This is a genomic window from Flavobacterium sp. LC2016-23 (genome assembly GCF_009674775.1).
In the GTDB taxonomy this organism is placed as follows: domain Bacteria; phylum Bacteroidota; class Bacteroidia; order Flavobacteriales; family Flavobacteriaceae; genus Flavobacterium.
The window spans coordinates 169,900-195,255 of record NZ_WKKE01000006.1; the positions used below are offsets into that span (position 1 = coordinate 169,900).

21 protein-coding genes are annotated in these 25,356 nt (G+C 36.7%); 11 read left to right on the top strand and 10 right to left on the bottom strand.

The features are described from left to right. Window positions 1–3: 3 nt before the first annotated feature. Window positions 4–1,677 (bottom strand): circadian clock protein KaiC, encoded by a 1,674-nt coding sequence (gene kaiC / locus GJU43_RS07090; protein ID WP_370455531.1) that lies wholly within the window; start codon window positions 1,675–1,677, stop codon window positions 4–6. Window positions 1,678–2,135: 458 nt separating this feature from the next. Between kaiC and GJU43_RS07095 the strand changes: the two genes are divergently transcribed. The 6 genes from GJU43_RS07095 (at window position 2,136) to GJU43_RS07120 (ending at window position 10,120) form a co-directional block, all read left to right on the top strand. After that, window positions 2,136–2,570 (top strand): PepSY-like domain-containing protein, encoded by a 435-nt coding sequence (locus GJU43_RS07095; protein WP_154340090.1) that lies wholly within the window; start codon window positions 2,136–2,138, stop codon window positions 2,568–2,570. Window positions 2,571–3,096: 526 nt separating this feature from the next. Beyond that, entirely contained in the window at window positions 3,097–4,563 is a 1,467-nt protein-coding gene (locus tag GJU43_RS07100) for a glycosyltransferase family 2 protein (protein WP_154340091.1), read from the top strand. A gap of 384 nt (window positions 4,564–4,947) precedes the next feature. Further along, window positions 4,948–6,429 carry an ankyrin repeat domain-containing protein gene (locus tag GJU43_RS07105; RefSeq protein WP_154340092.1) on the top strand — a complete coding sequence of 494 codons (1,482 nt, stop codon included), beginning with the start codon at window positions 4,948–4,950 and terminating at the stop codon, window positions 6,427–6,429. A gap of 7 nt (window positions 6,430–6,436) precedes the next feature. Continuing rightward, entirely contained in the window at window positions 6,437–6,916 is a 480-nt protein-coding gene (locus tag GJU43_RS07110) for a DUF2271 domain-containing protein (protein ID WP_154340093.1), read from the top strand. Between the two features lie 5 nt (window positions 6,917–6,921). After that, window positions 6,922–9,123: a PepSY domain-containing protein gene (locus tag GJU43_RS07115; protein WP_154340094.1), complete on the top strand. Its 2,202-nt coding sequence runs from the start codon at window positions 6,922–6,924 to the stop codon at window positions 9,121–9,123. A gap of 10 nt (window positions 9,124–9,133) precedes the next feature. Beyond that, window positions 9,134–10,120 carry an FAD:protein FMN transferase gene (locus GJU43_RS07120; RefSeq protein ID WP_154340095.1) on the top strand — a complete coding sequence of 329 codons (987 nt, stop codon included), beginning with the start codon at window positions 9,134–9,136 and terminating at the stop codon, window positions 10,118–10,120. Window positions 10,121–10,202: 82 nt separating this feature from the next. Here the strand turns inward: GJU43_RS07120 and GJU43_RS07125 are convergent, their stop codons facing one another. The 7 genes from GJU43_RS07125 to GJU43_RS07155 all read right to left on the bottom strand — a co-directional run bounded on the left by GJU43_RS07125 (window position 10,203) and on the right by GJU43_RS07155 (window position 15,704). Further along, entirely contained in the window at window positions 10,203–10,982 is a 780-nt protein-coding gene (locus tag GJU43_RS07125; protein ID WP_154340096.1) for a hypothetical protein, read from the bottom strand. Between the two features lie 182 nt (window positions 10,983–11,164). Then, window positions 11,165–11,566 carry a helix-turn-helix domain-containing protein gene (locus tag GJU43_RS07130; RefSeq protein WP_154340097.1) on the bottom strand — a complete coding sequence of 134 codons (402 nt, stop codon included), beginning with the start codon at window positions 11,564–11,566 and terminating at the stop codon, window positions 11,165–11,167. Window positions 11,567–11,674: 108 nt separating this feature from the next. Next, window positions 11,675–12,196, bottom strand: a complete 522-nt coding sequence (locus GJU43_RS07135) for a hypothetical protein (protein ID WP_154340098.1) — start codon at window positions 12,194–12,196, stop codon at window positions 11,675–11,677. A 707-nt stretch (window positions 12,197–12,903) separates the two neighbouring features. Next, on the bottom strand, window positions 12,904–13,377 hold the full coding sequence (locus GJU43_RS07140) for a hypothetical protein (protein WP_154340099.1): 474 nt from the start codon (window positions 13,375–13,377) through the stop codon (window positions 12,904–12,906). Window positions 13,378–13,380: 3 nt separating this feature from the next. Beyond that, on the bottom strand, window positions 13,381–13,674 hold the full coding sequence (locus tag GJU43_RS07145; protein ID WP_154340100.1) for a hypothetical protein: 294 nt from the start codon (window positions 13,672–13,674) through the stop codon (window positions 13,381–13,383). A gap of 461 nt (window positions 13,675–14,135) precedes the next feature. Continuing rightward, on the bottom strand, window positions 14,136–14,474 hold the full coding sequence (locus GJU43_RS07150) for a hypothetical protein (protein WP_154340101.1): 339 nt from the start codon (window positions 14,472–14,474) through the stop codon (window positions 14,136–14,138). A gap of 201 nt (window positions 14,475–14,675) precedes the next feature. After that, window positions 14,676–15,704: a LacI family DNA-binding transcriptional regulator gene (locus GJU43_RS07155; protein ID WP_154340102.1), complete on the bottom strand. Its 1,029-nt coding sequence runs from the start codon at window positions 15,702–15,704 to the stop codon at window positions 14,676–14,678. 276 nt (window positions 15,705–15,980) lie between these two features. On the opposite strand from GJU43_RS07155, the gene GJU43_RS07160 reads away from it, so the two are divergent. The 3 genes from GJU43_RS07160 (at window position 15,981) to GJU43_RS07170 (ending at window position 21,820) form a co-directional block, all read left to right on the top strand. Further along, window positions 15,981–18,620 carry a TonB-dependent receptor gene (locus GJU43_RS07160; RefSeq protein ID WP_154340103.1) on the top strand — a complete coding sequence of 880 codons (2,640 nt, stop codon included), beginning with the start codon at window positions 15,981–15,983 and terminating at the stop codon, window positions 18,618–18,620. Window positions 18,621–18,744: 124 nt separating this feature from the next. Continuing rightward, the gene (locus GJU43_RS07165) at window positions 18,745–19,965 is read left to right on the top strand and encodes a sugar MFS transporter (protein WP_154340104.1); all 1,221 of its coding nucleotides are present in this window, start codon (window positions 18,745–18,747) and stop codon (window positions 19,963–19,965) included. Continuing rightward, a complete protein-coding gene (locus GJU43_RS07170) occupies window positions 19,955–21,820 on the top strand; it encodes a trehalase family glycosidase (RefSeq protein ID WP_154340105.1) in 1,866 nt (621 codons plus the stop codon). Before GJU43_RS07165 ends, GJU43_RS07170 begins: the two co-directional genes overlap by 11 nt. A gap of 102 nt (window positions 21,821–21,922) precedes the next feature. Here GJU43_RS07170 and GJU43_RS07175 read toward each other — a convergent pair whose 3' ends face one another. Continuing rightward, complete coding sequence (locus GJU43_RS07175) at window positions 21,923–22,951, bottom strand: hypothetical protein (protein ID WP_154340106.1); 1,029 nt, start codon at window positions 22,949–22,951, stop codon at window positions 21,923–21,925. Beyond that, complete coding sequence (locus tag GJU43_RS07180; RefSeq protein WP_154340107.1) at window positions 22,942–24,174, bottom strand: hypothetical protein; 1,233 nt, start codon at window positions 24,172–24,174, stop codon at window positions 22,942–22,944. Before GJU43_RS07180 ends, GJU43_RS07175 begins: the two co-directional genes overlap by 10 nt. A gap of 345 nt (window positions 24,175–24,519) precedes the next feature. On the opposite strand from GJU43_RS07180, the gene GJU43_RS07185 reads away from it, so the two are divergent. Then, on the top strand, window positions 24,520–25,116 hold the full coding sequence (locus GJU43_RS07185; RefSeq protein WP_154340108.1) for a TetR/AcrR family transcriptional regulator: 597 nt from the start codon (window positions 24,520–24,522) through the stop codon (window positions 25,114–25,116). Between the two features lie 6 nt (window positions 25,117–25,122). Next, window positions 25,123–25,350, top strand: a complete 228-nt coding sequence (locus tag GJU43_RS07190; RefSeq protein ID WP_154340109.1) for a hypothetical protein — start codon at window positions 25,123–25,125, stop codon at window positions 25,348–25,350. The last annotated feature ends 6 nt before the right edge of the window (window positions 25,351–25,356 follow it).

Consider the following 25,356-nt stretch of genomic DNA (forward strand, 5'->3'; position numbering starts at 1 on the left):
TCTCTATTTTTTTTTAGAAGCCAGCTTTTTCTGTAATTCTTCTGTTGCTTTGAGAATACTTAATTCTTCTTCAGCAGATTCGAATTCATTTCTAAGCGCTTCTATATTAGCTTCAAGAACCTTTCGTTTCCGCGCAATCTCCCTGTCTTTGCGACTGATTTCGTTTTGAAGTTTAATATCCGACATCGTTTTTTTGATCTGATGTGATTTTCGGGCTGTTCCGGTTAAGATTCCTTGTGGTCCGAATTCGACATCCAGTAATTCAATTCCGTTGTTTGAGATAATAAATTCACGAACCTGATTGGAATGTCCCATTCCTCTCGATTTTACGATAAAAACACCACGGTTTCGTTCCCCAATTCCTTCCATATCACGCACTGTTATCCACGTATCTACTAATGACGATACGGACTCTTCTGCGAGATCCGGTCTGAAATTGTCATTTTGTTTATTCAGAGAAGTAAAAAGAGCCGTGATATTATTGGCTTTCAGCATGTCTATTAATCGTACCAGCATGGAGCGGACTTCATGTTCACTGCCCACCGTAATCAGATTGCTGATCGGGTCGATAATGATGGTCGTGGGTTTAAAATCTTTAATTAATTTTCTTAGGGTAAGCAAATGCAGTTCAAGACCATTGAGTGACGGACGTGAAGAATGTATCTGCAAAGTACCATTCTTAATATATTTTTCCAGATTAACATTTATCGATTTCATATTCCGAACCAATTGCTGTGGTGATTCCTCAAATGCAAAGTAGAGTGTTTTCTCCTTTTTTTCGCATTGTTCTGCTGCAAAATAGCATGCAATGGTTGTTTTGGCGGTACCTGCTGTTCCGGAAACTAATATGTTGCTGCCACGGAAAAAACCTCCTCCCTCAAACATGGTGTTCAATCCCGGTACTCCGGTGGAAACTATTTCTGACGAAACTTCGTTATCGAGTTTTAAGGAGGTAATGGGCAGTACCGAAATTCCATCTTCGTCAATAAGAAACGGATATTCATTAGTACCATGCGTAGAACCTCTGTATTTTACAATTCGAAGTCTTCGCGTGGAAACCTGTTCGATAACACGGTGATCCAAAACGATCACACAATCTGAAACATATTCTTCCAGCCCCTGTCGTGTGAGGGTTGCTTCACCACGTTCTCCGGTAATAATGGCTGTTACGCCTTTCGTTTTAAGCCAATGAAACAGTCTTCGCAATTCAGCTCTCAGGATCGCCTGATTGTCCAGGCCTGAAAATAAGGACTCAATAGTATCCAAAACAACACGGGTCGCTTTTATCGAATCGATGGCATGTCCTAATCGGATGAATAAACCGTCAAGATCGTATTCACCTGCTTCTTCGATTTCAGATCTTTCGACTCTTACATAATCTACTATAAGTTTCTTGTCTGCTTTTAACTTTTCAAGGTCAAACCCCAATGATTTAACATTGAGGGTGAGGTCGTTCGAGGGTTCTTCAAAAGACATGAAAACGCCCGGTTCGTCATACAATGTAATACCTTTTATCAGGAACTGCATCGATAACAATGTCTTCCCACAGCCGGCTCCGCCACAGATTAAGGTTGGTCGTCCTTTTGGAAAACCTCCCTCTGTAATTTCGTCCAGACCGTCAACTCCGGTTGGAGTTTTAGGAAATATAAAATGATTTGATTTTGATTCTTTTTGCACGCTTTTAAATATTCTGTTTACCCAAATATACGTTTTCTTACAGAATTCAACATTAATATTTATTAAAGTTTTAACAGCTGTTTAGATAAATTCTCAGCTTAAATGAAGGTAAAAAGAGGAAAAAATAATGGGATACAATTCATACAAAAAACGAAAAAAACAGTTAGATATCGGATTGGTTTTGAATCTTAATTGAACAGATTGAAGGCTTTTTCGTTTTATTTTAGCATTTACATTCGCAAATGTAAACCGGGACTAAAATTTCATTTTATGACTCAAATCATAAAAACTGAAATAATGAAATTAACGAGCAGTGAAGTGTTATTTTAGATCATTTCTGCTTTTAGTAATAACTTATAAATGAATTTATTAGAAATTATAAAGATTTCTTAAAGTATTTTGTAGCTTTTTTCTCCTGTTGTAAATTAGTAAAACAATAATTTTAAAACACACAAGCCATGAAAACGAGAATCACATTTGCTGTATTATTGCTGGGTTTTGCAATATCGGCCAACGCACAGAAGAAAATCGCAGTGACAGAGCTGCCACAGCCGGCTCAGGATTTTCTGAAAAAACATTTTAGCTACACCACTGTACACGTCGCGAAAAAAGACGCAGAACATGGTGAAAAAGGATACGAGGTTAAGCTGAAAGACGGAACAGAAGTAGAGTTCTGGAAAGACGGTTCCTACCGTGAGGTCGATGGTGGTGACCAACCTATTCCGACTGCCTTTATTCCCGATGCTGTCAAAGATTATGTGGCTAAAAACTATCCAAACGAAAAAATCACCCACATTGATTACGGACACAAAGACCTTGATGTAGATTTAACCCACAAAATTGACCTTGAATTTACTAAAGAAGGAAAATTGATAAAAGGGAAGAAAGATTGATTTGTAAAGAGTGGAGAGTAAAGAGTAAAGAGTAAAGAGTAAAGAGTAAAGAGTAAAGAGTAAAGAGTAAAGAGTAAAGAGTAAAGAGTAAAGAGTGAAGAGTAAAGAGTGAAGAGTGAAGAGTGAAGAGTAAAGAGTGAAGAGTAAAGAGTAAAGAGTAAAGAGTGAAGAGTAAAGAGTGAAGAGTAAAAAGGAAATAGGGGATACTATTTCCTTTTTTTTATCGTTACTATTAAAGAAATTCCGGTTATCATTTTGAGTACTTTTCAAAATAAAAAACAAAGATGTACTACTTTAAAGCATCTGTATTTGTTGGGAATTTGGGCTGCCGGATACACACAAAACCTGTATAAACATTGTACAAGTGTGTAAACTTTATACACCATGAATTCTGTTGAATTATCCTAAAACCCTCAGAACGTATTTTATAGCATAATGGCACACGCATTGTTAATTGTGTAAATGTGAATTCCTGTTTACGGGAAAATTTTAAAAGCCATACGATACAAATCAACAGAAGTACAATATGAAAAGTGAAACAATTATTTCAGACCAATTTTATACTACAAACGACAATACAAACATTAACGGACATTCTATAAGCAGCTCCATTTTTCGTATTAACAGTCCAACAGCAGTAACAAGCAAAACCAAAGAAAAAACGTCAAGCCCATTGGGATTAATAGTACTGATAAGTACTTTTGCCCTAATGCTGACAGGAGCATATATGGTGTATCAGTTCCAGCCTGACTTTGATCAGTTTCACATCGAAAGAATCAATTCTTCCTGGGGATTTCCTTTCCTGATTTTAGCCATTGCTTTGTTCGTTTTTCAAAGCGGTGTGTTTGTCTATAATTTATTCCTTTATTTGCGTTACAAACCAATTGAATCGGTTACCGATGATTTGCTGCCAACCTGTACGGTGATAGTGCCGGCTTACAATGAAGGTAAACTGGTTTGGGATACTTTATTAAGTCTCGCAGAGAGTGACTTTCCGGAACAAAAATTACAGATTCTTGCCATTGATGATGGAAGTAAAGACGATACCTGGTACTGGATGCAGCAGGCCAAAATAAAATTAGGCGATCGTCTGACTATTTTCCAACAACCTGAAAATGGTGGTAAACGTCACGCCCTTTACCGTGGATTTGAACTGGGTACCGGAGAAATTTTTGTAACCGTAGATAGTGATTCGATTGTAAAAAAGGATACTTTGAGAAATCTGGTGAGCCCTTTCGTCGTAAACGAAAAATGTGGTGCAGTGGCAGGAAATGTTCAGATATTGAACAATAAAAAAGCATTACTTCCTAAAATGTTAAACGTAAGTTTTGTAATGAGTTTTGAATTCATGCGCTCTGCCGAAAGTAGGTTAGGATCTGTACTTTGTACGCCGGGAGCGGCAGCAGCCTACCGCAGGGATGCCGTACTAAACTGTCTTCCGGAGTGGATCAACCAAACGTTTATGGGACAGCCTTCTGATATCGGAGAAGATCGTGCCATGACCAATATGATCCTGAAACAGGGACTTCATGTGTTATTCCAGAAAAACGCCTATGTACTGACCAATGTTCCGGAAGAATACACAGGCTTATACAAAATGTTTATCAGATGGAGCAGAAGTAATGTTCGTGAGAACCTGATGATGGCACAATATGTTTTTAAAGATTTTAGAAAAGAATCTAAGTTTGGGGCAAGACTTTTGTTTATCAACCAGTCTTTAAAAATCATTTTAGCGTATCCGTTCCTGATCTTCATGTTGATTTTTATAGCGACACATCCGTTATTATTTTTAAGTTCAACCTTACTGGGTATTCTGATTGTTTCTACTTTTCCGGTTATTTTCTATGCCAAAAGGTACAATCTGGCAGAGTCATTCTGGGCCTATTCCTACAGCATCTTTTACACGTTCAGTTTATTTTGGATTACTCCGTATGCCATTGTAACGGCTAATAAAAGAGGCTGGTTAACCCGCGGATTATCCGATAAAAAATAAAAATTGTAATACTGACTAAATCGAAATTAATTTGTTTTAAAAAGCTTCTGTTCCGAGTGAATAGGAGCTTTTTTGTTTTTTGCAATATGGTATTTTTCGACTATTAAGAATTGCATGTAAGTTGCTATAGTGGATGGCATTTAACTGAGCCAGTCGTTTTTCAGCAAGTAATAAAGATGATTTTTTAATTATTAGATTGAAATCAATAAGTATATAAATATGAAAATCAATCTGTTGTATTTAGTAAAAATTTTATATAAAAAATAAAAACATATTTCTTAATCCTTATTTTGAAATATTCTAAATAAGACCTAACTTTCGCCCTTGAAATCCCACAGTGGAAAGTTCGTTAAACAGATTAGGAACTCGTTGATTGTATACATTATGAAAAAAATACTCTTTACTGCACTGCTTGCAGCAACACTACAGCTTAACGCTCAGGAAAATAAACTTTTAGACCAGAATTTCTGGAAAGCCGCTCCGGATTTAGCCACTTTAAAATCGGAAATAGAAAAAGGAAATAATCCTGCAGAATTAAACGCAAATGCCTTTGATCCGGTTGTTTTGGCCATTAATAACAGTGCACCAATTGAGGATATCAAATATTTACTGACACTTCCGGGGAACGAAATAACAAAGCTGACGCACGACAATCGTATCTACCTGCATTGGGCGGCTTACAAAGGAAATACAGAATTAGTAGAATATCTTATTGCTAAAGGTTCCGATGTTAATTTCGAAGACAGTCATGGTACTACACCGCTTGTATTTGCTGCCGGTACCGGAACAACAACTCCCGCAACATTTGAAGCCTTTTTTAAAGCAGGAGTTGATCCGAAAAAGAAATACGATGACGGAGTCAATTTATTATTGCTTGCTATTCCTTCTGATAAAGACCTTTCCATTTCGAATTATTTGGTATCGAAAGGATTATCGCTAAAAGATGTCGATAAGAATGGGCATACCGCATTTGATTATGCCGCAAAATCCGGAAATATTGAATTATTAAAAACTCTGGCAGGAAAAGGAGTGAAGTATACGGATTATGCCCTAATAACAGCTGCTCAGGGAATGCGCAGAAGTGCAAACCCAATCGAAGAATTTAAATATTTAGTAGAGGATCTTAAACTTAAACCCACAGCCACCTCTTCAAATGGCCAGACGGTGATTCACATTCTGGCACGAAAAGAAAAACAGTCTGAAATTGTAAAGTATTTTATAGATAAAGGAGTAGATATTAATCAGGCTGATAAAGAAGGAAACACCCCTTTAATTATTGCTTCAGAAGGAAAAGACATTGAACTGATACAAACTTTGCTGGTAAAAGTAAAAAATATCAATACTGTAAATACTAAAGGAGAATCGGCATTAACTGCAGCAGTAAAAAGAAGTACTTCAGAAGTTGTGGCATTACTTTTAAGCAAAGGAGCAGATATCAATGTTACCGACACTGCAGGAAACAATCTCGCCTATTATCTGATTGAATCGTACAGAGGTTCAAAAGGCGGAGCACAAAAAGATGATTTCGATGAGAAACTGAACTTATTAAAGAGTAAAGGGATTAACTTTGCAGCGCAGCAAAAAGACGGAAGTACCTTATATTATACTGCTGCAGCTAAAAATAATATCGCCTTGTTGAAAAAACTCGACGGACTGAATATAGATGTGAATGCCAAAAACAAAGAAGGATTAACGGCATTACACAAAGCAGCGATGATTGCAAAAGACGATACGATTTTGAAGTATCTGTTGTCAATCGGAGCTAAAAAAGACATTAAAACCGAATTCGATGAAACGGCTTACAGTCTGGCACAAGAAAACGAATTATTGAAAAAGAATAATATATCTGTTGATTTTTTAAAATAAATACCAAATGAAATCATTATCTAAAATCTGTCTGATGGCAGTAATTGCAGGCCTTTTCTCATTTCAGGCTTCAGCACAAACCACGAAATACAAATGCCTTTTGCAAATGGCGAATTATGTTGGGGAAGGTGCTTATGTGGCAGTATCTCTTATTGATGCTAAAGGAGAATATGAAAAAACCCTGTATGTAATGGGCGACGATAAAAAGTGGTATAAAAGTTTGAAGGAATGGAATAAATTCAATACTAAAAAACCGGATGTAAGTGCTAAAACAGGAGCTTCGGTTACGGGTGGAGACCGCAGCGTAACGGTATTCGAGATCGAAAACTCAAAAATTAATAAAGGCTATAAAATACGTTTTGAAACTGCTGTTGAAGATCAGAAATATTATGTAGGAGATGCCGAAATACCTTTGACAACAGCCGGCATTACCGAAAAAGCAGAAGGAAAAGGGTACATACGATATGTAAAACTTAGCAATATATAAGGCATATGACATTATCCGTCTGGAGATATGCACACCTAACGCTGGCGGTATTTTCTTCACTCTTTCTTGTTCTGGCATCCGTTACCGGAGTGGTACTTGCTGCCGATGCGATAGGGGAGAAAATACCGCCTTATCGTGTTGATAATTTTGAGAATCTCTACATTGCAGATGTTGTTCCGGCTTTGAGTAAGAATTATCTCGAAGTGAGCGAAATCAGTGTAGACCACAATCAGTTTACTACCTTAAAAGGGCTTGATGAAGAGGGTAACGATGTTAACGCTTATATAAATCCGACAACTGGCACAGTAGTAGGGAAGACTGAAAAGAAAAGTGCTTTTATCCAATGGGTCACTTCACTTCATCGTTCGCTGTTTTTGCACGAAACCGGAAGGCTTTTTATTGGGGTGAATGCTTTTTTGCTTTTTCTGATTGCCATTTCCGGTACCGCATTGGTATTACAGAGACAAAAGGGATTACGACGTTTTTTCTCGAAAATCATTAAAGACAATTTTGCACAATATTACCATGTCATCTTAGGAAGGCTGATGCTTATTCCGATTTTGATAATGGCGCTTTCGGGTACCTATCTTTCCATGCAAAGATTTAAACTTTTTCCGGAGACCAAAATCAATGATAAAGAAAGTTCATTCGATACTAAAACTGCCAAAAAACAAAATAGTGCCGATTTTGAGATCTTCAAAAAGATAAAACTTTCTGAGGTCCAGAAAATAGAATTTCCTTTTGATACCGAAGATCCGGAAGAGTTTTTTATACTGAAACTTACCGATCGGGAACTGAAGATCAATCAGTTTACAGGGCAAATTGTAAGCGAAGTCCGTTATCCGGTGACGGTATTGCTTGAAAATCTGAGCCTTGATCTTCATACCGGACGCGCTAATGCGATCTGGGCTGTTGTTCTGGCCATTGCAGCTCTGAACATTCTGTTTTTTATTTATTCGGGTTTTGCCATGACGTTGCGTCGCAGGGAAACCAGAATAAAAAACAAACATACAGCAAAAGACAGTCGCTTCATTATACTGGCCGGTTCAGAAAACGGAAGTACTTTGCGTTTTGCAAATGCGATTCACACACAATTGCTGCACAAAGGTTTTTCATCTTATCTGGGTGGTTTAAATGACTATACCCAATTTCCAAAAGCAGAACATCTTATCATTTTTACGTCAACACACGGGCTAGGGGATGCACCTTCCAATGGCGGTAAATTTTTAGCACTGGTGGATCAATATCCACAGGAACAAAAAGTTGCAGTAAGCGTTGTTGGTTTCGGGTCTAAATCATATCCTGATTTTTGTGGTTTTGCGAAAAAAACAGAAGAGTTGTTAGCTCAGAAATCATGGAGTAACCATTTTCTCGAACTCCACACGGTTGATGATAAGTCACCGAAACAATTTGTAGAATGGGTAAAAAAATGGAGCCAAAAAACAGACATTCCTTTAGCTGTGACACCGGCAACCTATGCACAAAAGCCAAGAGGAGTGGAGAAGATGATTGTTTTGGAAAAAACAGCGATTTCAGAAACCGATCATACCTTTAGGATCACCCTGCGTGCCGGAATGCGGACTAAATTTACCTCGGGCGACCTGCTTGCCGTTTATCCGGCGGGAGACGGGAGAGACCGTTTGTATTCGATAGGCAAGAGCAAAGGGAATATCAGTTTAGTGGTAAAGCTGCATCCACACGGTCTTGGATCCGGTTATTTATACGATCTTAAACCCGGTTCTGTTATCAGAGCGCGCGTTATGCATAATGAAGGATTTCATTTTCCTAAAAAGAGCATGGGAGTGGCTCTGATTTCAAATGGAACCGGAATTGCACCCTTTCTGGGAATGATTGAGCAGAATAAAACTAAAACAGCCTGTCATTTGTATTGTGGTTTCCGAAACGAAACGGAATCGGTTTCTGCATACAGAGAATTCGCAAACGATCACATCAGCAAGCAATACCTGAAAGATTTTCACTTTGCCTTTTCACGCGAACAAAATCAATGTTATGTGATGGATTTGATTCAAAGAGACGCTGTTTTCTTTGCTGCTTTATTACAAAAGGGCGGAACAATTATGATTTGCGGTTCACTTGCAATGCAGCAGGATGTAGAAAAAGTGCTGGACACCATTTGCATTGAAAAAACCGGAAACGATCTGGCGTTTTATAAAACAAAAAAACAAGTACTGGCAGATTGTTATTAAGCTTGAAATTATGTTAAAGAGAATACTAAATATAGTTCCAATTTGCCTGTTCCTGTACAGTTTTGCCTGCACAGGACAAGTGCTGCGAAAAAGAACCACATTGCTGATGGGAAGCCGTTTTGATATTACTATTGTGGCAGAAGATTCACTAACGGCTGAAACCCTAATAAAAGAAACCATTGCAGAAATTATACGCATAGAAAACCTTATTTCGGACTGGAAATCGGATTCTCAGGTTTCAGAGGTCAATCAAAATGCGGGTATTCGCGCCGTAAAAGTAGACCCGGAAGTTTTTGATCTGACCAAGAGAGCAATTGCCATTTCTAAGATCACAAACGGGGCGTTCGATATTAGCTTTGCCGCATTGGAAAAAGTATGGAAATATGACGGCTCTATGACCAAAATACCGACACCGGAGCAGATCAAAAAATCAGTAGAAAAAGTAGGATATCAAAACATAGTCTTAGACAGTATTCAGTCGACGATATTTCTGAAACTACCCGGAATGAAAATTGGTTTTGGATCCATCGGAAAAGGCTACGCAGCCGATAAAGCCCGCGAAGTGATGGAAGCCAAAGGCGTAAAAGCCGGCATTGTGAACGCTTCCGGAGACTTAACCACTTGGGGAAAACAACCCAACGGAAAAGAATGGACTATCGGCATTACGAATCCATTTGATACAGATAAATTCGTCAAAATATTTTCCCTGAAAAGAGAAGCCGTTACCACCTCCGGTAATTATGAAAAGTTTGTAGAATTAAACGGTAAAAGATATTCCCATATCATAAACCCCATCACGGGTTATCCCGCAACCGGACTGGTGAGCGTCACCGTCTTCGGACCAAGTGCGGAAATGGCAAATGGTTTCAGTACTTCATTGATTGTTCTCGGAAAAGAGGCCGGACTTCAGTTAATCCATAAATATCCGGAGTATAGTTGTTTAATGATTACGGATAAGGGAAAAGTTTTTAAATCGAAAAATTTTAGGAGGAATTGAGTGGAAGTTTTTTTATTTCTTAAAACAGATTTGCTCTTTATAATTAGATCATTTATGACACCTCTGAATACTAGCGAATTATTTAATTGACATTAACATCAAAAGAAACTTCTTTATTAAGAACTGGTGTTACTTTATCATCAAAAGTATATTGAGCTATTATTTTTATTCTATTAATGCCTTTATTGTTTAAAACTTCTTCAGCAATAATTTCTGTTGGTAATTTACTTTTAATAATTCTCTTAACTTTCGGGTTATCACCAATGCTATTTTCTATTCTAAAACTTCTTTTTGCATTTGGTATGTTGGCTACTAAATAACTATATCTTATAGTATCTCCTATCTTTAAGATATCTTCAGTTTTAATCCCAATCTGTCTTTTATTTATTAGTTTATATTGAGCTACTGGCCAAATTGAATAACCATCATACATCTTTACTACTTTGTCTCCAAATCTTATAATAAAGGCGGTTTTTCCAAGGCTGTCACACATAATATATTTGTTGATTAAACCTTTTTTGTCGTAATAAATACATTCTAAATTTACTTTAGTATTTTTTCTATAATATACAGACTCAATTTTACCGTTATTATCATAGTAAGAACATACTCCGCTTGGTTCATTATTTATAAATTTTCCTTCTGCTATTTTAATTCCCTTTTCATTATAATTTATAAATTTCCCCTCCAAAATTGTATCACCATTGCTAAGAATGTATTCGTGTGTTTTTAGTAGTTTTCCTGTTTTGCTATATTCTTTTAAAACATAAACTTTTTTATCATTAGAAGTTTTATTAAATATTATTAGTCCAATAATTATAATAGATAATATTAGGAATGTTATTTTATATTTTGTTTTCATTATCTCTTTTTGTTACCGTCGATAAACATCTTTTCTTATTTGAACTCAGTTATATCAGCTTACCCAAGTCTTCATCAACTCTGATAAATGTGTCTGACTTTTGCGTCATTTGTAAGAATAAAAAAAAATGCACAAAGTCAAATTGTGCATTTTGTATATAAGAAATCCTCTACTTAAGAATATTATTTCCTTTTCATCAATTTTTCTAAATACTCCACCTTATCCTTTTCAGCCTGAACCAAACGTTCGAAAAGTTCTACGACTTTTTCAAGAGGATTGAAGGTGCAATGAGATGGATGATTGTTAAATGATCCAGATCCAGCAGTACTGTTATCATAAAAGTTATTGAAATAACTAAAAACAGATTCTTCCGAAAAGTTTTCAATAGCTTCTACCGTAACACCAAGTGCTTTTGCAATTTCTTTCAGTTTTGCGGGATCAACAGTTTCGCTGGATTCAATAACGGAAATATATTTCTGACTTGTTCCAATAGCTTCTCCAAGTACTTCTTGTTTCATACCACGAAGTTCTCTGATTCGGCTTATATTTCGGCCAATGTGTCTGGGTTTGGTTGCTGTGCTCATAGTTCAAAGATAATAATAATGAATAAAAAAATTAGATAATTTGGTAATTAGATAATTAGATAATTTGATAATGTAAACTGCGACTGAAAACCGCGACTGAAAACTTTCTTACAGAGCCGATAGTTTCTTTTTCAGGCACTTTTCCTCGTATTGCAGCAGTTGAAGTTTAAATTCGTATTGCTTCTGTTGGTGAGGACTGTTTTTCTGCATAACATCTTTTGTTCTGTCTTTTAGGTGCGGTAAAACTTTGTCTTTGATTTCTTTTTCTACTTCGTCTTCCAGAAAATCAGTAAGTTCGAAACCGTTGCGGGCACATTCGTATTTTTCCTGACACTTTTTGAGTTTAGCGGTGATCCTATATTGGTTGATTTTGTTTAGGTTCAACTGGTCCTCCCAGTACTCCATTTCGTTTAATTCCGGCTGCTGTATAGGAGAAGGATTATTTTCTCTCTTTATTTTTTGCTGTTCTACAAAAACCTCCATTTTAACGAGTCTCAGTTGGGCTGCCGACGGCAGAAGACGTTTCCCTAATACATACATCGACCAAAGGCCTGGCTTTACACCCAATAGTGTGGCTATTTCTTCCTGCTGAAACCCCAATAGGTCTCCTGTTTTTTTCTCCCTTTTCATTACTCAGTTTATGGTTGTTGTATTTTAGTACTGTTTAAAATTAATTGCTATTCTCGCTTACAACATTCTGTTGTAAATTACTTGTTGTATTTTTTAATCAACATAAGTTTTTCAACACGTCTGTTGTGAATTATTTGTTGAATTTGTATTACAACAAAAGTTTTTCAACACAATTTTTTAGACGTCATTTTAATTTTTGTTTTGCGAGGGAGATTTTTTATATCCTTACTTTAAATAAAAACAAATGTAATAAAAAGATTACAATTAAAAATAATTGGGGTAGAAAATATTTTTTGAGTAGTACTAGTTGTGCGAAGTAATTATCTACGCTGGCAAATATTTGTTACTTATTTCTCTTGCAAACAAATCTTGTCAAAAAACGATAGTCTTATAATATTTACGCAGCTTTCAGGAGAAGCCTCTCGAGGGTTGGATATTTTTTAGTAAATTCTAAAAACATAAAAACCCCACCATGTACTGATGAGGTTTGCTATTTTATTCTCTTTGTGGTTTATCATTGCGGGTGGGAAGTCACGGGACGTTCGTAGCTTTTCATGAGGAACACTTAGGAGAGCGGGGTCAATAAAATAAACAGGATTATTAAGAGCGTAAGTATATGAACTAAAACTACGAGATTTCTCTGCAAGCGGGGTGGTTAAATTATAAAAACACCTAATCTGTAACACTAGCATTACCAACATTACCCATTATTGTAATTCAATACAATCAACTTCATTATTACAGCCTGTACAAATTAATTTAGGAAGACCGTTTTTTAATTTTACTTTATTAATACAATTATCTAATTTAAAAAACAGAATGTTTTTTACTAGTTTTATGGGTAATTGATAATCAGTTGCAACATTATAATATCCTACGAATTCTTTTTTTGCATTATATACAAAAATTTGATTATCACTGTGTAAACTTTGCAAATTAACATAAGATGAATTAATAATATAAAACTTCTTGTCATTTTTTGTTATAAACTGCCCCAGATACTTTCCTTCGTATTCATATCCTTTTTCAAATTTTTTCTTACTAACTTTATTTATGAGGTTATTAGTAATTAAATATTTATTAAACTTATGCCGCTGTTGTTGGTGTGCGAAGACTTCTTGGCAATATAAATTATTAAATGCAAAGTTTAAAAGAAAAAGCAAAATTGTTAGTTGTTTCATAATTTAATAGTCTGTTGGTTTAGGTTCTCTGCTATTCTGTTCCATAGTATTAATTTTATTTTGGTATTCTTTATCTTTAGAACCAGGACCAAATCTTCTTAGTGCTTCAGTCCATCCTTGACAAGTAAAGTTGCCTTTTCCATCTGATGTAAATCCTTTACCAATTGAATATCTTATAGCTAGATTTATTTCCTGATGTGGAGAAAAAACAGCTCCTTTAGTAATTCCTAAACCGATTTTGTCACTGGTGTAATCCCCCGCTAGCGCGAGCGTCTCGCTCGTGAACGCAATCAACATCAATTTATGTCAATTTCTAAAACATTTTGGTCATTATCACCGTAGCTTCTTGCCAAATTTGTATTTTATACTCATTATTACATTTTGTAGCTAATCTAAGAAATACTTTGTGATTACGAACTAGATATTCGCACTAGCGAGTGAAACATAAAAAAACTCGCATCACTGCGAGTTCTTTGTTTTTATGCTTTGTCGATTCACTTTGCGTTCACGAGCGAGACGCTCGCGCCAGCAAGGGGAACAAAATTATATTTTGATTGATATTACTTTTGTATGCATTATAACCATAGTCAAACTGTTGTCGCTTTTGACACACACAGCATTTATATCTTTGGTTTCCGTTGGATTGAAATCCATTTTTTATGCATTTACTATTCAAAAATTACAAATTTTTATTCTCTTTCAGGCAGTTAAATTGCTAATATGTAAAAACACCTAATCTGATACACTACCGATTTTGTTTATTCTTTCTTTAAATAAAATTTTGTATTAACAATTCCCTTTTTTACAAAATAAAGTTTGTTTCCTTTTATTTTAAATGTAAGGGTATCTGGAGGAAAGTTATTTTTTGTTGCATCCAAAAAACAAATTACTTGTTTTTCTTTTAATATATAATGCCCTTTAGCAAAAATACTTATCGTATGTATTTCTGTCTTTTCAACAGTATTGTCAGAATTTAAAGTTATTTGAAAAAATGCGCTCTTATCTCTTGAATAACTAGTATTATATTTTCCGTAAATATTTTTACTACAAGAAGTAAATATTATCAAGAATCCTATCAATAGAATTATTTTTTTCATCCTTATTGTGGTTTATATGTTGTGGTTCCAATCCCAGCTCCGCGAAGTCTTCATCGACACTGCGCAAATGTATTTGACTTTGCGCCATTTTAGAAATAATTCGGATAGTGGACAATCTTTTTAAATCAAAAAACTTTAAGGGTAATGGAGTGGGAGATTACTATCGAAAGAAAAGAAATTAATGTATAATTTCGGGTTTTTTTATAACCTCATCGTAGATTCCCTTTCAATAATATGAGTCGGCAATTCCACAATCTGATGAACCACCGGAATGTGTTCTTTTATCTGGGCGATTTCATCAATTAAAATGGAGGCTGCACGATATCCGATATCGTAGCCGGGCTGATCGATTGTGGTTAGTTTTGGGGAAATTACGGTGCTCATAAACCAATTGCTGAATCCAAAAACGGCAACCTGTTCGGGAGTTTTTATTTTTTTGTCATTAAAATATTTAATAATTCCGATGGCCACCAGATCCGTAACGGCAAAAACAGCATCCACATCCTTGTGATCGGCCATTAATTTTTCGGCATTTTCGTAACCGTCTTCAAAATCCGTATTGTGATCACAAACATAGACCAAAGAAGGATCGTACTTTATGTTATGGTCTTCAAGTGCTTTTTTATAGCCTAAAAAACGGTCAATAGAATTCTGGGGAACATAAGAACCACGAAAATGCGCAATTTTTTTGAATCCTTTTTCTATTAAATACGTTACGGCATCATAGGCAGCTTTCATGTCATTGATAACTACTTTGGAACAATCGACACGTTTGGCAATTTTATCAAATAAAACCACCGGCGTATTTTTTCGGATGGCTTCGTTGATGTGAAAAAAATCATCAGTTTCATTAGAGAGTGACATCAAAATACCATCCACTCTTTTTTGCAACAACAGGGCAACCTGTTTTTTTTCCAGTTCATATTTTTCACTGGACTGAAGGATAATAACCAGATAGCCTCTTTTCTCCGCCTCTTCCAGAATGCCGTTCAGGACGCTGGAAAAAAAGTGATGCACCGTTGCAGGAATAATAACCCCAATCGTTTTGGTTTCATTGGTTCTGAGGTTTACCGCAACAGAGTTTGGCATATAATTCATCTTATCGGCCATTTCAATCACTTTTGCACGGGTAGTTTTACTAATATCAGTATACCCTTTTAAAGCTTTTGAAACCGTAGTGACAGAAATTCCCAATGCCTCGGCGATATCAATTAATTTTGTATCATTCATGAAATAAATATACTAAAAATTACGAGAGTTCGATGTGAAAATTATGAAAGGCAATATTAGTAAAGATTTTTCAAAAATGGGAAGCCTTGTGTATTCTAAACAATCGTCATTGCGTACTTCGCGGTTAAATTAAACCAGTTTTTCTAAAAAAAATAATTTTCGAAAACGTTTTAGGTGTTTTCGAAAACGTTTTCGATTGTAATTTCGTAGTCAGGTTTTAATTAGTTAGTAAGTTTACACTAACAAGTATAAATTTTACTAACCAAACCAAAAAAAATGAAACTCATCAACTCGTATGCAGGCCGACTATTTTTAATGTTGTGCCTAATTTCTGTACCAAACCACTTGTTTGCACAGGAGAAAAATACTATTTCCGGAAAAGTGTTCGACGAAAGCGGACAGACTGTGCCCGGAGCCAATGTATCCTTAACAGGAGCCGATCAGACTGTGACTACCGACGTAAACGGAACCTATTTGTTTTCGAATGTTGCTGCCGGAACATATACGATTTCAGCAACAAATGTCGGCTATAAAAGCTTCACGAAAAAAGTTACTGTAAAAGAAGGAGAAGCAGTAGTTGAAAATTTGTTTTTAGAAACAGAATCGCAAAACTTAAAAGAAGTAGTGGTAACGGGTTCATCCAGTCCCAGATCGAAGCTCGAATCGAGTGTGGCGATTACTTCGATGGGAGCGAAAGCCATTGAAGACAGGGCTCCGGCAAGTACGGCAGCTTTACTTCAGACCATTCCCGGATTTGTGGTGGAAGCCTCAGGAGGTGAAATCGGAAACAACCTTTTTGCAAGGGGAATTCCATCTGCCGGAGCGTATGAATATGTACAAATCCAGGAAGACGGATTGCCTGTTTTTGAAGATGGTGCTTTGCAATTTGCCAACGCGGATACTTTTTACAGACTGGATGAAACGGTGAGTAAAATGGAAGCGGTTCGTGGAGGATCTGCCTCAATTTTTGCCAACAATGCGCCTGGTGGAATCATCAATTTTATTTCTAAAACAGGGCAAAATGATTTTCAGGGAAAAGCAAAGTTTTCTACCTCAGATTACGGAATGTTCAGAACCGATCTTAATCTGTCTGGGGCTTTAATTCAGGACAAATTATTTTTTAATATCGGTGGTTTTTACAGAGCCGATAATGGAGTGAGAAATACCGGATTTACAGCCAATAAAGGAGGTCAGATCAAAGGAAACCTAACCTATAAATTTGACGATGGCGATTATTTAAGAGTGAACTTCAAGCACCTTGACGACAGAAATACTTTTTACCTGCCCATTCCATTAAAAAGCAATAACGGAAAAATCGAAGGTATCGATGGTTTTAATCCAAATTATGGAACTTTGACTTCTGTGAATTTCAGTCATCTGAACGTGCCTCAGTATGGCGGCGGAACTTTTAGTGCCGATTTAGAAGATGGTTCACATCCGGTAATCAACTCTGTCGGAGCGGAATTCAAAAAGAAAATATCGGATAAAGTAACTTTTAAAAATGCCTTTAAACAAACGGCTATCGATTTGAATTATAATGCCATTTTTCCAAATGGAGGTCCGTGGACACAAGATGCCTATGCCACAGGAGTTCAGAATACAACTGCATCCAATCTGAATTTTACGTATGTAGACAATGGAGCAGCTGTTGATCCAAACGCATTAATCATGAGAGCCGATCATTGGTACATTCATAAAAAAATGAACAATTTCGCGAATAATTTCTCTTTTGCTTTTGATTTAGATCCTGTAAAACTGACCGCCGGATATTATTATTCGAACTGGAAATCAAACCAATACTGGAACTGGAATTCGTATCTGGTTGGCGTTTCAGACAATCCGAGATTGTTAAATGTAGAAGACAAAACTACGGGAGTAAACCATACCTGGAACGGAGTGGAAAGAATCACCTGGCTGGAAAGAGATGCACAAACGAAAGGCGTACTGAATGATATTTATGCGGATGCTGAAATTAAAGCAACCGAAAATCTGACTTTTAATGCCGGGGTACGATACAATAAAGACAAGTATTCCGGATACAGGGACAATGCCCGTTTTTTTGCAGAGAATTTGGGAGTGCTGGATAACAATACTGCCGATGATGCGGTTACCACCGTAAAAGGAAACCCTTATACCTATTGGAGATATGATGTAAGCGAATTGTCTTATACAGGTGCTGCAAATTACAAATTCAATGATAATATGGCTTCTTACGTTCGTTACAGCCATGGTTTCAGATCTCCGATTGAAGAATCGTTTTATGACAACGCAGCTGATTTAAGCAAGCTTGAAAATACAAAAGTGAATCAGTTGGAATTAGGGTACAAATATTCCGGTTCGTTCTTCTCTGTGAATGCCAACGTATTTCACATGAATCTGAAAAATGTTGCTTTTACGGATATCTTATCAGACGGAAGTTCTGAAAATAAATTTGCCGATGTAAACAATATTGGTCTTGAAGTAGAGACGAATGCAAGATATGAAATCGTAAACCTGAATTTTACCTTCACCGTTCAAAAACCGGAATACGATAATTTCACCGGTTCTAATGCGGACGGTTCTACTTTTGATTTTAATGGAAATACCGCACGAAGAATTCCTAAATTTTTCTGTAACCTGAGACCTGAAGTAAATATCACCAAAGATTTTACAGCGTACGTACAATTCTCGTATTATGATAAAAAGTTTACCAATCAGGATAACAAACAGGTTTTACCGGCTTACAAAGAAGTGGGAGCAGGTTTAAATTATACGTACAATAACCTTCGTTTTGCAGTAGACGCATCGAATTTATTCAATGAGATTGGTCTAACGGAAGGCGACCCTAGACAAACCACATCGGCAGCAAGCGATGTGTTTATGGCAAGACCTATTTTAGGACGTGCTTTTAGATTTTCGGTAGCCGTTAATTTTTAATTTGAGTTAGTTAATTGATAGTTTGCCAAATGCTGTTGCCAAAACAGCATTTGGTATTTTTGTAACTTTACGTAATCCTTCTTTTATAAAGGGATCTTTCTTTATAAAACAAATCCATCCCTTAATGAAAAACCTCGGAATTAAAATAGCGCTTTATCTTAATTATTTTGTCTTTGCCATTTTATTGAATAGTGTAGGCATTGTAATTTTGAAATCACAGAAAAATTACGGAGTCGATGAAGTACAGGCCAGTATCCTGGAAGCCTTTAAGGATATGCCTATTGCGATTGTCTCTTTTTTTATAGCGTCTTTTCTGCCCCGCATTGGCTACAAAAAAGCAATGCTGACAGGTCTTGCCCTTGTAACTTTGGCCTGCATTACCATGTATTTCGGAAATTCGTTTGACAGTGCCAAACTCTTATTTGCAACTGTCGGTGTCTCTTTTGCTTTAATAAAAGTTTCTGTGTATTCCTTAATTGGTACCGTTACCGAAAACCAAAAGGAACACAATGCCCTTATGAGCAGTATTGAAGGTGTTTTTATGATTGGAATTGCCCTGGCTTATTTTTTATTTCCGGCTTTTAATGATGAAACCCATCCGGATTCGTGGTTAAATGTATACTGGTTTTTGGCTGGGCTATCGCTATTGTCCTTCCTGTTTCTGTTTTTTACAAAATTTGAAACCATTACAGCAACCGCCGGCGCCAATTTTAAAGATGATTTTCTTCAGATGTTTAAATTGATCGCTAAGATGCTTACGGTTATTTTCGTTATCAGTGTTTTTTTATTCGTCATGATCGAGCAGGGGATTCTTTCCTGGCTGCCCACCTTTAATACCAAAGTGCTGCATTTACCCGAAAACATTAGCATTATGATGGCCAGCATTCTGGCAATTTCACTGGCAGTGGGCCGGCTTGTAGCAGGAATAATAACCAAAAAAGTCAACTGGATCTGGGTACTCAGCGTTTGTGTAATCGCTGCCATGCTGATTGTATATTTTGTACTTCCGAATGTGGTTGGACTTGAAGTGAAAAATATTGATTCCCTTTCCGATATTCCGCTTATTGGATTTGCATTTCCGTTAATCGGATTGTTTATAGCGCCCATTTATCCCTTACTGAATTCAATAGTATTAAGCTCCCTGCCGAAAAATCTTCAAAGTTCGATGACAGGATTAATCGTTATTTTTTCAGCTCTTGGAGGGACATTGGGTTCAAGAATCACAGGCTGGCTGTTTAAAAATGAAGGCCCGGAAAAAGCATTTTATTTCACTTTAATTCCGATGTCTTTATTGCTGATCTCCTTTTTTATTCTTAAAAAAATTACCGCAAAAAATGAAATTTAAATTACATATCAATCAAACCCTTAGTCAGTTACTGGCTCAGGAAGATACTGATGGCGACAAGAAGATCACCATTGATGACAAAGGGCCAAAACGCTTTTTGCTCGAAGATGATAAAGGAAACCCGATGGCTGTTGAAGGAACGTACCAGCTTTCTAACTTATTACAGGAATTGGCCTTGTCCAAAAAAAATAACACTGAGTTTGCCGAAATTAGTTTAGAAGATATAACGGAAGATCCGGTAGAAAGAATTTCGAGAAAAATAAAAGATCTATACTGGAAAGGATTGACCAGAACGATTGATGCCGCGGGAATAAAAAAGATCCTGGAAGACGACAAAATAGTAAATGCAATCTCCTATCTGTATGTTCCGGTCGGAGATTCTTTCGCTTTTAACTATTTTAAAAATTTAGAAGCTGAAAACCCTGCTTTAAAAGTGGTGCAGTTACCGGAAGACATTTCACCGGAATATGTTTTATCCCTGAATAAAAAACCGGGAATTCTGGCATTGGCCCTTCAAACCAAAAACAGTGAAACCAGTGGAGTTCCTTTTGTAGTTCCGGGCGGAAGGTTTAATGAAATGTACGGCTGGGACAGTTATTTCATTACAATGGGACTTTTAATAGATGATAAAAGGGATCTGGCGCTTGGCATGGCAGAAAACTTTAAATACCAGATTGACCATTATGGAAAAATCCTGAATGCCAATCGAAGTTATTACCTGACCCGCACTCAGCCTCCGTTATATACCTCATTGATTGTTGATATTATCGAAAAGGCAAATCCTGAAAAAGAATGGATTGAAAGACATTTGAAAACGGCTATAAAAGAGTACAACACCGTTTGGATGGAGCAGGGGAAAAGACTTACTCCGAATGGGTTAAACCGCTACAGGGCCGAAGGAATCGGGCTTCCGTTTGAGGTAGAAGAAGGACATTTTGATGATATACTGGAAAAATATGCGCCAAAATATGGGCTATCAACCCGGGAATTTGAGAAAAAATACCTCGAAAGAGAAATTCTGGATGCTGATCTGGATCATTATTTTACACATGACAGAAGCATGCGCGAAAGCGGCCACGATACAACAAACAGATTGGTAGGTATTTGTGCCGATTTGAATACAGTGGCGATCAACAGCCTGCTTTATAAATATGAAACCGATATTGCTTTTCTGATTGAAACGGTTTTTAATGACCAGTTTCAGTACAATGAAAACACGGTGTATTCCAGTGATTACTGGCATAAAAAAGCAGCGGAAAGAAAGGAAAAAATCAACAAATTGTGCTGGAACGAAGCCAACGGTCTTTATCTCGATTATAATTTTGAACTCGAAGAACAGCATTATTTTGAGGCCGCCACAACATTTTATCCGTTATGGGCAAAAATCTGTACGGAGGAGCAAGCCGCTATTTTGGTTCAAAAAACATTGTCCAAATTTAAAATGAAAGGCGGAATTGCCGGAAGTACTCCATCGTCTATCGCAGCTGTTAGTGAACATGCACCAACCAGACAATGGGATTATCCGTTTGGCTGGGCGCCGCATCAGATACTATTGTGGAAAGGCTTGTTAAATTATAATTTTCAGGACGAAGCACAGGAAATGATTTATCGCTGGTTGTGGCTTATTACCCGAAATGCGGTGGATTACAACGGAACGATTCCGGAGAAATTTGATTTGTCTATCAGTTCACATAAAATTTTTGCCGAGTACGGAAATGTCGGAACCGAATTTAACTACATAACAGAAGAAGGATTTGGCTGGATGAATGCTTCCTACCAATTTGGACTGACACTGCTAAGTTCCGGTTTAAAAGAAAAATTATCCAGTCTGACTGATCCGGATACTTTATTCTAAAAAAATATTTGTGTCATTTTTAAAACGTCAATTTTGTTTTTGAAAATGTCTTTTAAAGTAAAAAAGCTGCTTCCGGGATTATTCAGGAAGCAGCTTTTATCTTTATTTTTGTTCGCTAATCGCGGCTTTCTTCAGCCTTAATAACCGTATTTTTTTATTGGTATTATCAGCGACGAAGATACGGTCTTCTAATTGCGCAATACCCAGAATAGTTCCAAAAGGGTTTTCGCCCATTATGTCATTCGCATTAATCCTGGCAGCGTAGGTTTTGTTCAAAAACTCTTCTTTCGGATAGAATCGTAAAAAATTGACAGCACCCACATTTTCAGAAGTGATGGCCCAGTCGCTGTTAATCGAAACAGCAAGAGGTTTAGCATCTGGAAACGGTTTGGTTACTGGATCAATTGGAGTGGTGAGTGAAGCCGCAGCATTGGCACGAATCGAAGCGATATCATAATACAGATAGGCTTTGGCATTTCGTCCCGCAACCACCAGATTTCCACCGTCGACCTGCAGGGAATAAAATTCATCATATCCGTTTAAGGTATTTAATTTGGCAATCGGGGCCAGGTCCCATTTACTGGTTTCCGTAATTTGGGAGGTTTCAAAAACTTTAATAGTCGTATTTTTTTCCTTAACGAAAACCAACCCGTCTTTTACCGCAACACCAAAAACGTGTACAAAAGTATTCCACCATTGCCCGTTACCCACAGTACTGATTCCTAAATTGGTCGTTTCATCTAATACAAAAAGGCGCGAATCGACACTTCCGAGATAGATTCTTTTATTATCTACGCAAACAGAAGAAAGATTGGTAAAATCGATGTTAGTTGCCCCTTTAGAAAAGGCCGTTACAGATTTTAGATGTTTCAACGTTTTGGCATCAAAAATTTCAAGGACATTTCCACTGCAGACATATAATTTATCATTGGCAATGGTTATTCCTCTCGGGTCAAGCGTACCTTTCCCGTCTCCAATTTGTGCAGCGGTTATGGATGCTTCATCTGTGGGATAATAGTAATATTTATCGTCTGTGGCATTATTTGCATCATCATTATCGTTGCAGCCTGTAAGTATCAGAAGTAGTACCAAAAGTACTTTAGGCAGTGTGTAAAGTCTTTTTAATTCCATTTTCCTTCTCCTTTGTATTTTACTAAAAATGTGTTTTTCGGATCAATTTTAAAAACCGGTTTGCTATAAGTTCCGGTTAGATATTTTGTTTTGCTGTACGTTTTTAAAATATCCGGATCAATAAAAGGAAGGTCGTTGATGTAAATCAAATATTTATAAAACTGCGTCAGCATTTCCTGTTGTCCGCCGCCTTCACCGCTATTGGCAAAATTACTGTCGTGGTTATACCCCGTATGATGGGAGTATTCATGTGACCAGAGTGACATTTCCCCTCTCCAGTGTCCGCTTACATAATTAGATTCATACTGAGAAGCCAGTGGTCCGCCTCCCCAGGCAGCATCACCGCCTACCATGGCCATGTAAAGCGTTCTTCCGTCCACATAGTCCCAGTATCGTTTTTCAATCTCGGCTTTTGTAAAATAATCATACTGGCCATTGGCATCCGCAGTATTACCATGCCAGTCTGTGGCTCCTATTACAGCAGTTCCGGCAGCAGCGGCCTGTTCTTTTTTATAAAGGTCAAAATTATTATGTGTCTGATAATAAATAGGATGGCTTAAAGCGTAGGAATAATTGATAATCATTGTAATGGCTTCTTTCGCCAATACAGGATTCATAGGCAGGTATTTGCCATATTCTTCAATATGATAGCCGTCATGAAACTGAACCAATTGCGAAGATTTGATTTTCTTGAATTTCGCAAATAAAGGATCGGAGGATTCTACTGAAAATTCGATTCCGCCGGACGAAAAACCCTCTATTTTATCTATGGTGACTGTTTTTCCGTCTTCCAATTGATAATCATTTTTTTCAGAAACCAATGGAATCTGATGGACTGACCGGTGAAAAGCCGGAATCTGGGTAAAGTGGTATAGTACAAAACGTTTGTCGTAGTTGGGTAATTTCGCATAGATTTTTACATCCTTAAGACCAACCGGCGAGTAAAGAGATAGCTGTACAGAGTCTTTTCCTTTTTGGATGACCTGTACGGGCTGATTGACACGAAACCAGCGGTCTTTTTTATCATACATTCTGGCTGGATCTTCATCGTCTTCAAACAGGGTCATCGGATGGTTTGCTGCCGAAAGTTTTGTTGCATCAATCTGAGGTAAATAGTTGGCGGTATAATTGCCTGAATCAGTATCACTGCAACTGGTCTGCAGAATAACGGTTAAGAATAACAAGCCTAGGGAGCACAGGCTTTTGAAAAGAGTAGGTTTCATTGTTGTTAAATTTGAATGTTAAAAAAGGGGGACTTTTCTTTTTATGTTGTTTGGGCTATGTCTGTCAGTTAAGGGTTAAATAAGGAGTGTTTAATTTTAATTTGCGGGCAAATAAACGAAATTATAATATAAGTACTACAGATTAAAGTAGAAAATTTGTTAAATACTGATAAGTCGGCTTTTTCTGCCTTATTTAAAAGTTAATAAACACTAAAACGTACTTTAAATCTGGATATTGTTTTTACAAAATTCACTTAAAAAAAAATTAATATTCCCTTTTCAAAAAAAATAATAAATAAAAGAATGTTCATTCATTTATTATTCTATCTTTGCTAAAAAGATGTCATGAGAGTAAGAGATATTGATAAAGAAAATCTGGTTATTGCCAACGCAATAGATCAAATCGTACAGGATGGATTTCAGGGTTTCAGTATGAATAAACTTGCCAAAGCATGTAATATTTCGGTTGGGACATTATACATTTATTATAAAGACAAAGATGATTTAATCCAAAAAATAGGGGCAACCGTCGCTCTTGAGTTTTTTTCAAGTACCATTAAAAATTTCTCGCCTGAAATGTCATTTGAAGAAGGATTATGGATACAATGGGTAAACAGGGCTGGCTTTACCATGAAATATCCGAAGCAAGTCGCTTTTTTTGAAATTATCAAACACTCTCCTCATGGAGAAATAATATTGAATTCTACCACCAAATTTTCGGATTTCAGGATGATTATGAAACAGTTTATCGATAACGCTCTGCATAAAAAGGAAATTTCGCCAATGACATTTGAAGCTTTTTGGGCCGTTGCTTACGGGCCATTGTATACTTTATTAAACTTTCATACCGATGGTAAGAGTATGGGAGGGAAACCGTTTGTTCTTACCGATAAAATAATGAAAGAAGCTTTTCAGGCAACCATAAAAGCTTTAAAACCATGAAAAGATATGGAGACAGATTTAAACACAATACACGTATTTAAAACAAATATTGGAAAAATAGATACCGGCTGCCCGATGTATCAAAAGCTGAACGATCACAAGGATATACAACAATGGAGCATTGATCATGACGATATTGATTGTGTATTACGTATCGTTTCAGAAACGCTTCAGCCAAAGCAAATTATTACTCTTATCCGTGAATTTGGCCATAAATGCCAGGAACTGATTTAAAAATAA

What these genes read in the sequence shown, in the direction of transcription:
- GJU43_RS07110 (WP_154340093.1), top strand. Translation starts at nt 6,437, where the DNA reads ATGAAATCATTATCTAAAATCTGTCTGATGGCAGTAATTGCAGGCCTT.
- GJU43_RS07165 (WP_154340104.1), top strand. Translation starts at nt 18,745, where the DNA reads ATGAAAAACCTCGGAATTAAAATAGCGCTTTATCTTAATTATTTTGTC.
- GJU43_RS07130 (WP_154340097.1), bottom strand. Translation starts at nt 11,566, where the DNA reads ATGAGCACAGCAACCAAACCCAGACACATTGGCCGAAATATAAGCCGA.
- GJU43_RS07120 (WP_154340095.1), top strand. Translation starts at nt 9,134, where the DNA reads ATGTTAAAGAGAATACTAAATATAGTTCCAATTTGCCTGTTCCTGTAC.
- GJU43_RS07150 (WP_154340101.1), bottom strand. Translation starts at nt 14,474, where the DNA reads ATGAAAAAAATAATTCTATTGATAGGATTCTTGATAATATTTACTTCT.
- GJU43_RS07155 (WP_154340102.1), bottom strand. Translation starts at nt 15,704, where the DNA reads ATGAATGATACAAAATTAATTGATATCGCCGAGGCATTGGGAATTTCT.
- GJU43_RS07160 (WP_154340103.1), top strand. Translation starts at nt 15,981, where the DNA reads ATGAAACTCATCAACTCGTATGCAGGCCGACTATTTTTAATGTTGTGC.
- GJU43_RS07105 (WP_154340092.1), top strand. Translation starts at nt 4,948, where the DNA reads ATGAAAAAAATACTCTTTACTGCACTGCTTGCAGCAACACTACAGCTT.
- GJU43_RS07145 (WP_154340100.1), bottom strand. Translation starts at nt 13,674, where the DNA reads ATGTTGATTGCGTTCACGAGCGAGACGCTCGCGCTAGCGGGGGATTAC.
- GJU43_RS07170 (WP_154340105.1), top strand. Translation starts at nt 19,955, where the DNA reads ATGAAATTTAAATTACATATCAATCAAACCCTTAGTCAGTTACTGGCT.
- GJU43_RS07175 (WP_154340106.1), bottom strand. Translation starts at nt 22,951, where the DNA reads ATGGAATTAAAAAGACTTTACACACTGCCTAAAGTACTTTTGGTACTA.
- GJU43_RS07190 (WP_154340109.1), top strand. Translation starts at nt 25,123, where the DNA reads ATGGAGACAGATTTAAACACAATACACGTATTTAAAACAAATATTGGA.
- GJU43_RS07185 (WP_154340108.1), top strand. Translation starts at nt 24,520, where the DNA reads ATGAGAGTAAGAGATATTGATAAAGAAAATCTGGTTATTGCCAACGCA.
- GJU43_RS07180 (WP_154340107.1), bottom strand. Translation starts at nt 24,174, where the DNA reads ATGAAACCTACTCTTTTCAAAAGCCTGTGCTCCCTAGGCTTGTTATTC.
- GJU43_RS07100 (WP_154340091.1), top strand. Translation starts at nt 3,097, where the DNA reads ATGAAAAGTGAAACAATTATTTCAGACCAATTTTATACTACAAACGAC.
- GJU43_RS07125 (WP_154340096.1), bottom strand. Translation starts at nt 10,982, where the DNA reads ATGAAAACAAAATATAAAATAACATTCCTAATATTATCTATTATAATT.
- GJU43_RS07095 (WP_154340090.1), top strand. Translation starts at nt 2,136, where the DNA reads ATGAAAACGAGAATCACATTTGCTGTATTATTGCTGGGTTTTGCAATA.
- GJU43_RS07140 (WP_154340099.1), bottom strand. Translation starts at nt 13,377, where the DNA reads ATGAAACAACTAACAATTTTGCTTTTTCTTTTAAACTTTGCATTTAAT.
- GJU43_RS07135 (WP_154340098.1), bottom strand. Translation starts at nt 12,196, where the DNA reads ATGAAAAGGGAGAAAAAAACAGGAGACCTATTGGGGTTTCAGCAGGAA.
- GJU43_RS07115 (WP_154340094.1), top strand. Translation starts at nt 6,922, where the DNA reads ATGACATTATCCGTCTGGAGATATGCACACCTAACGCTGGCGGTATTT.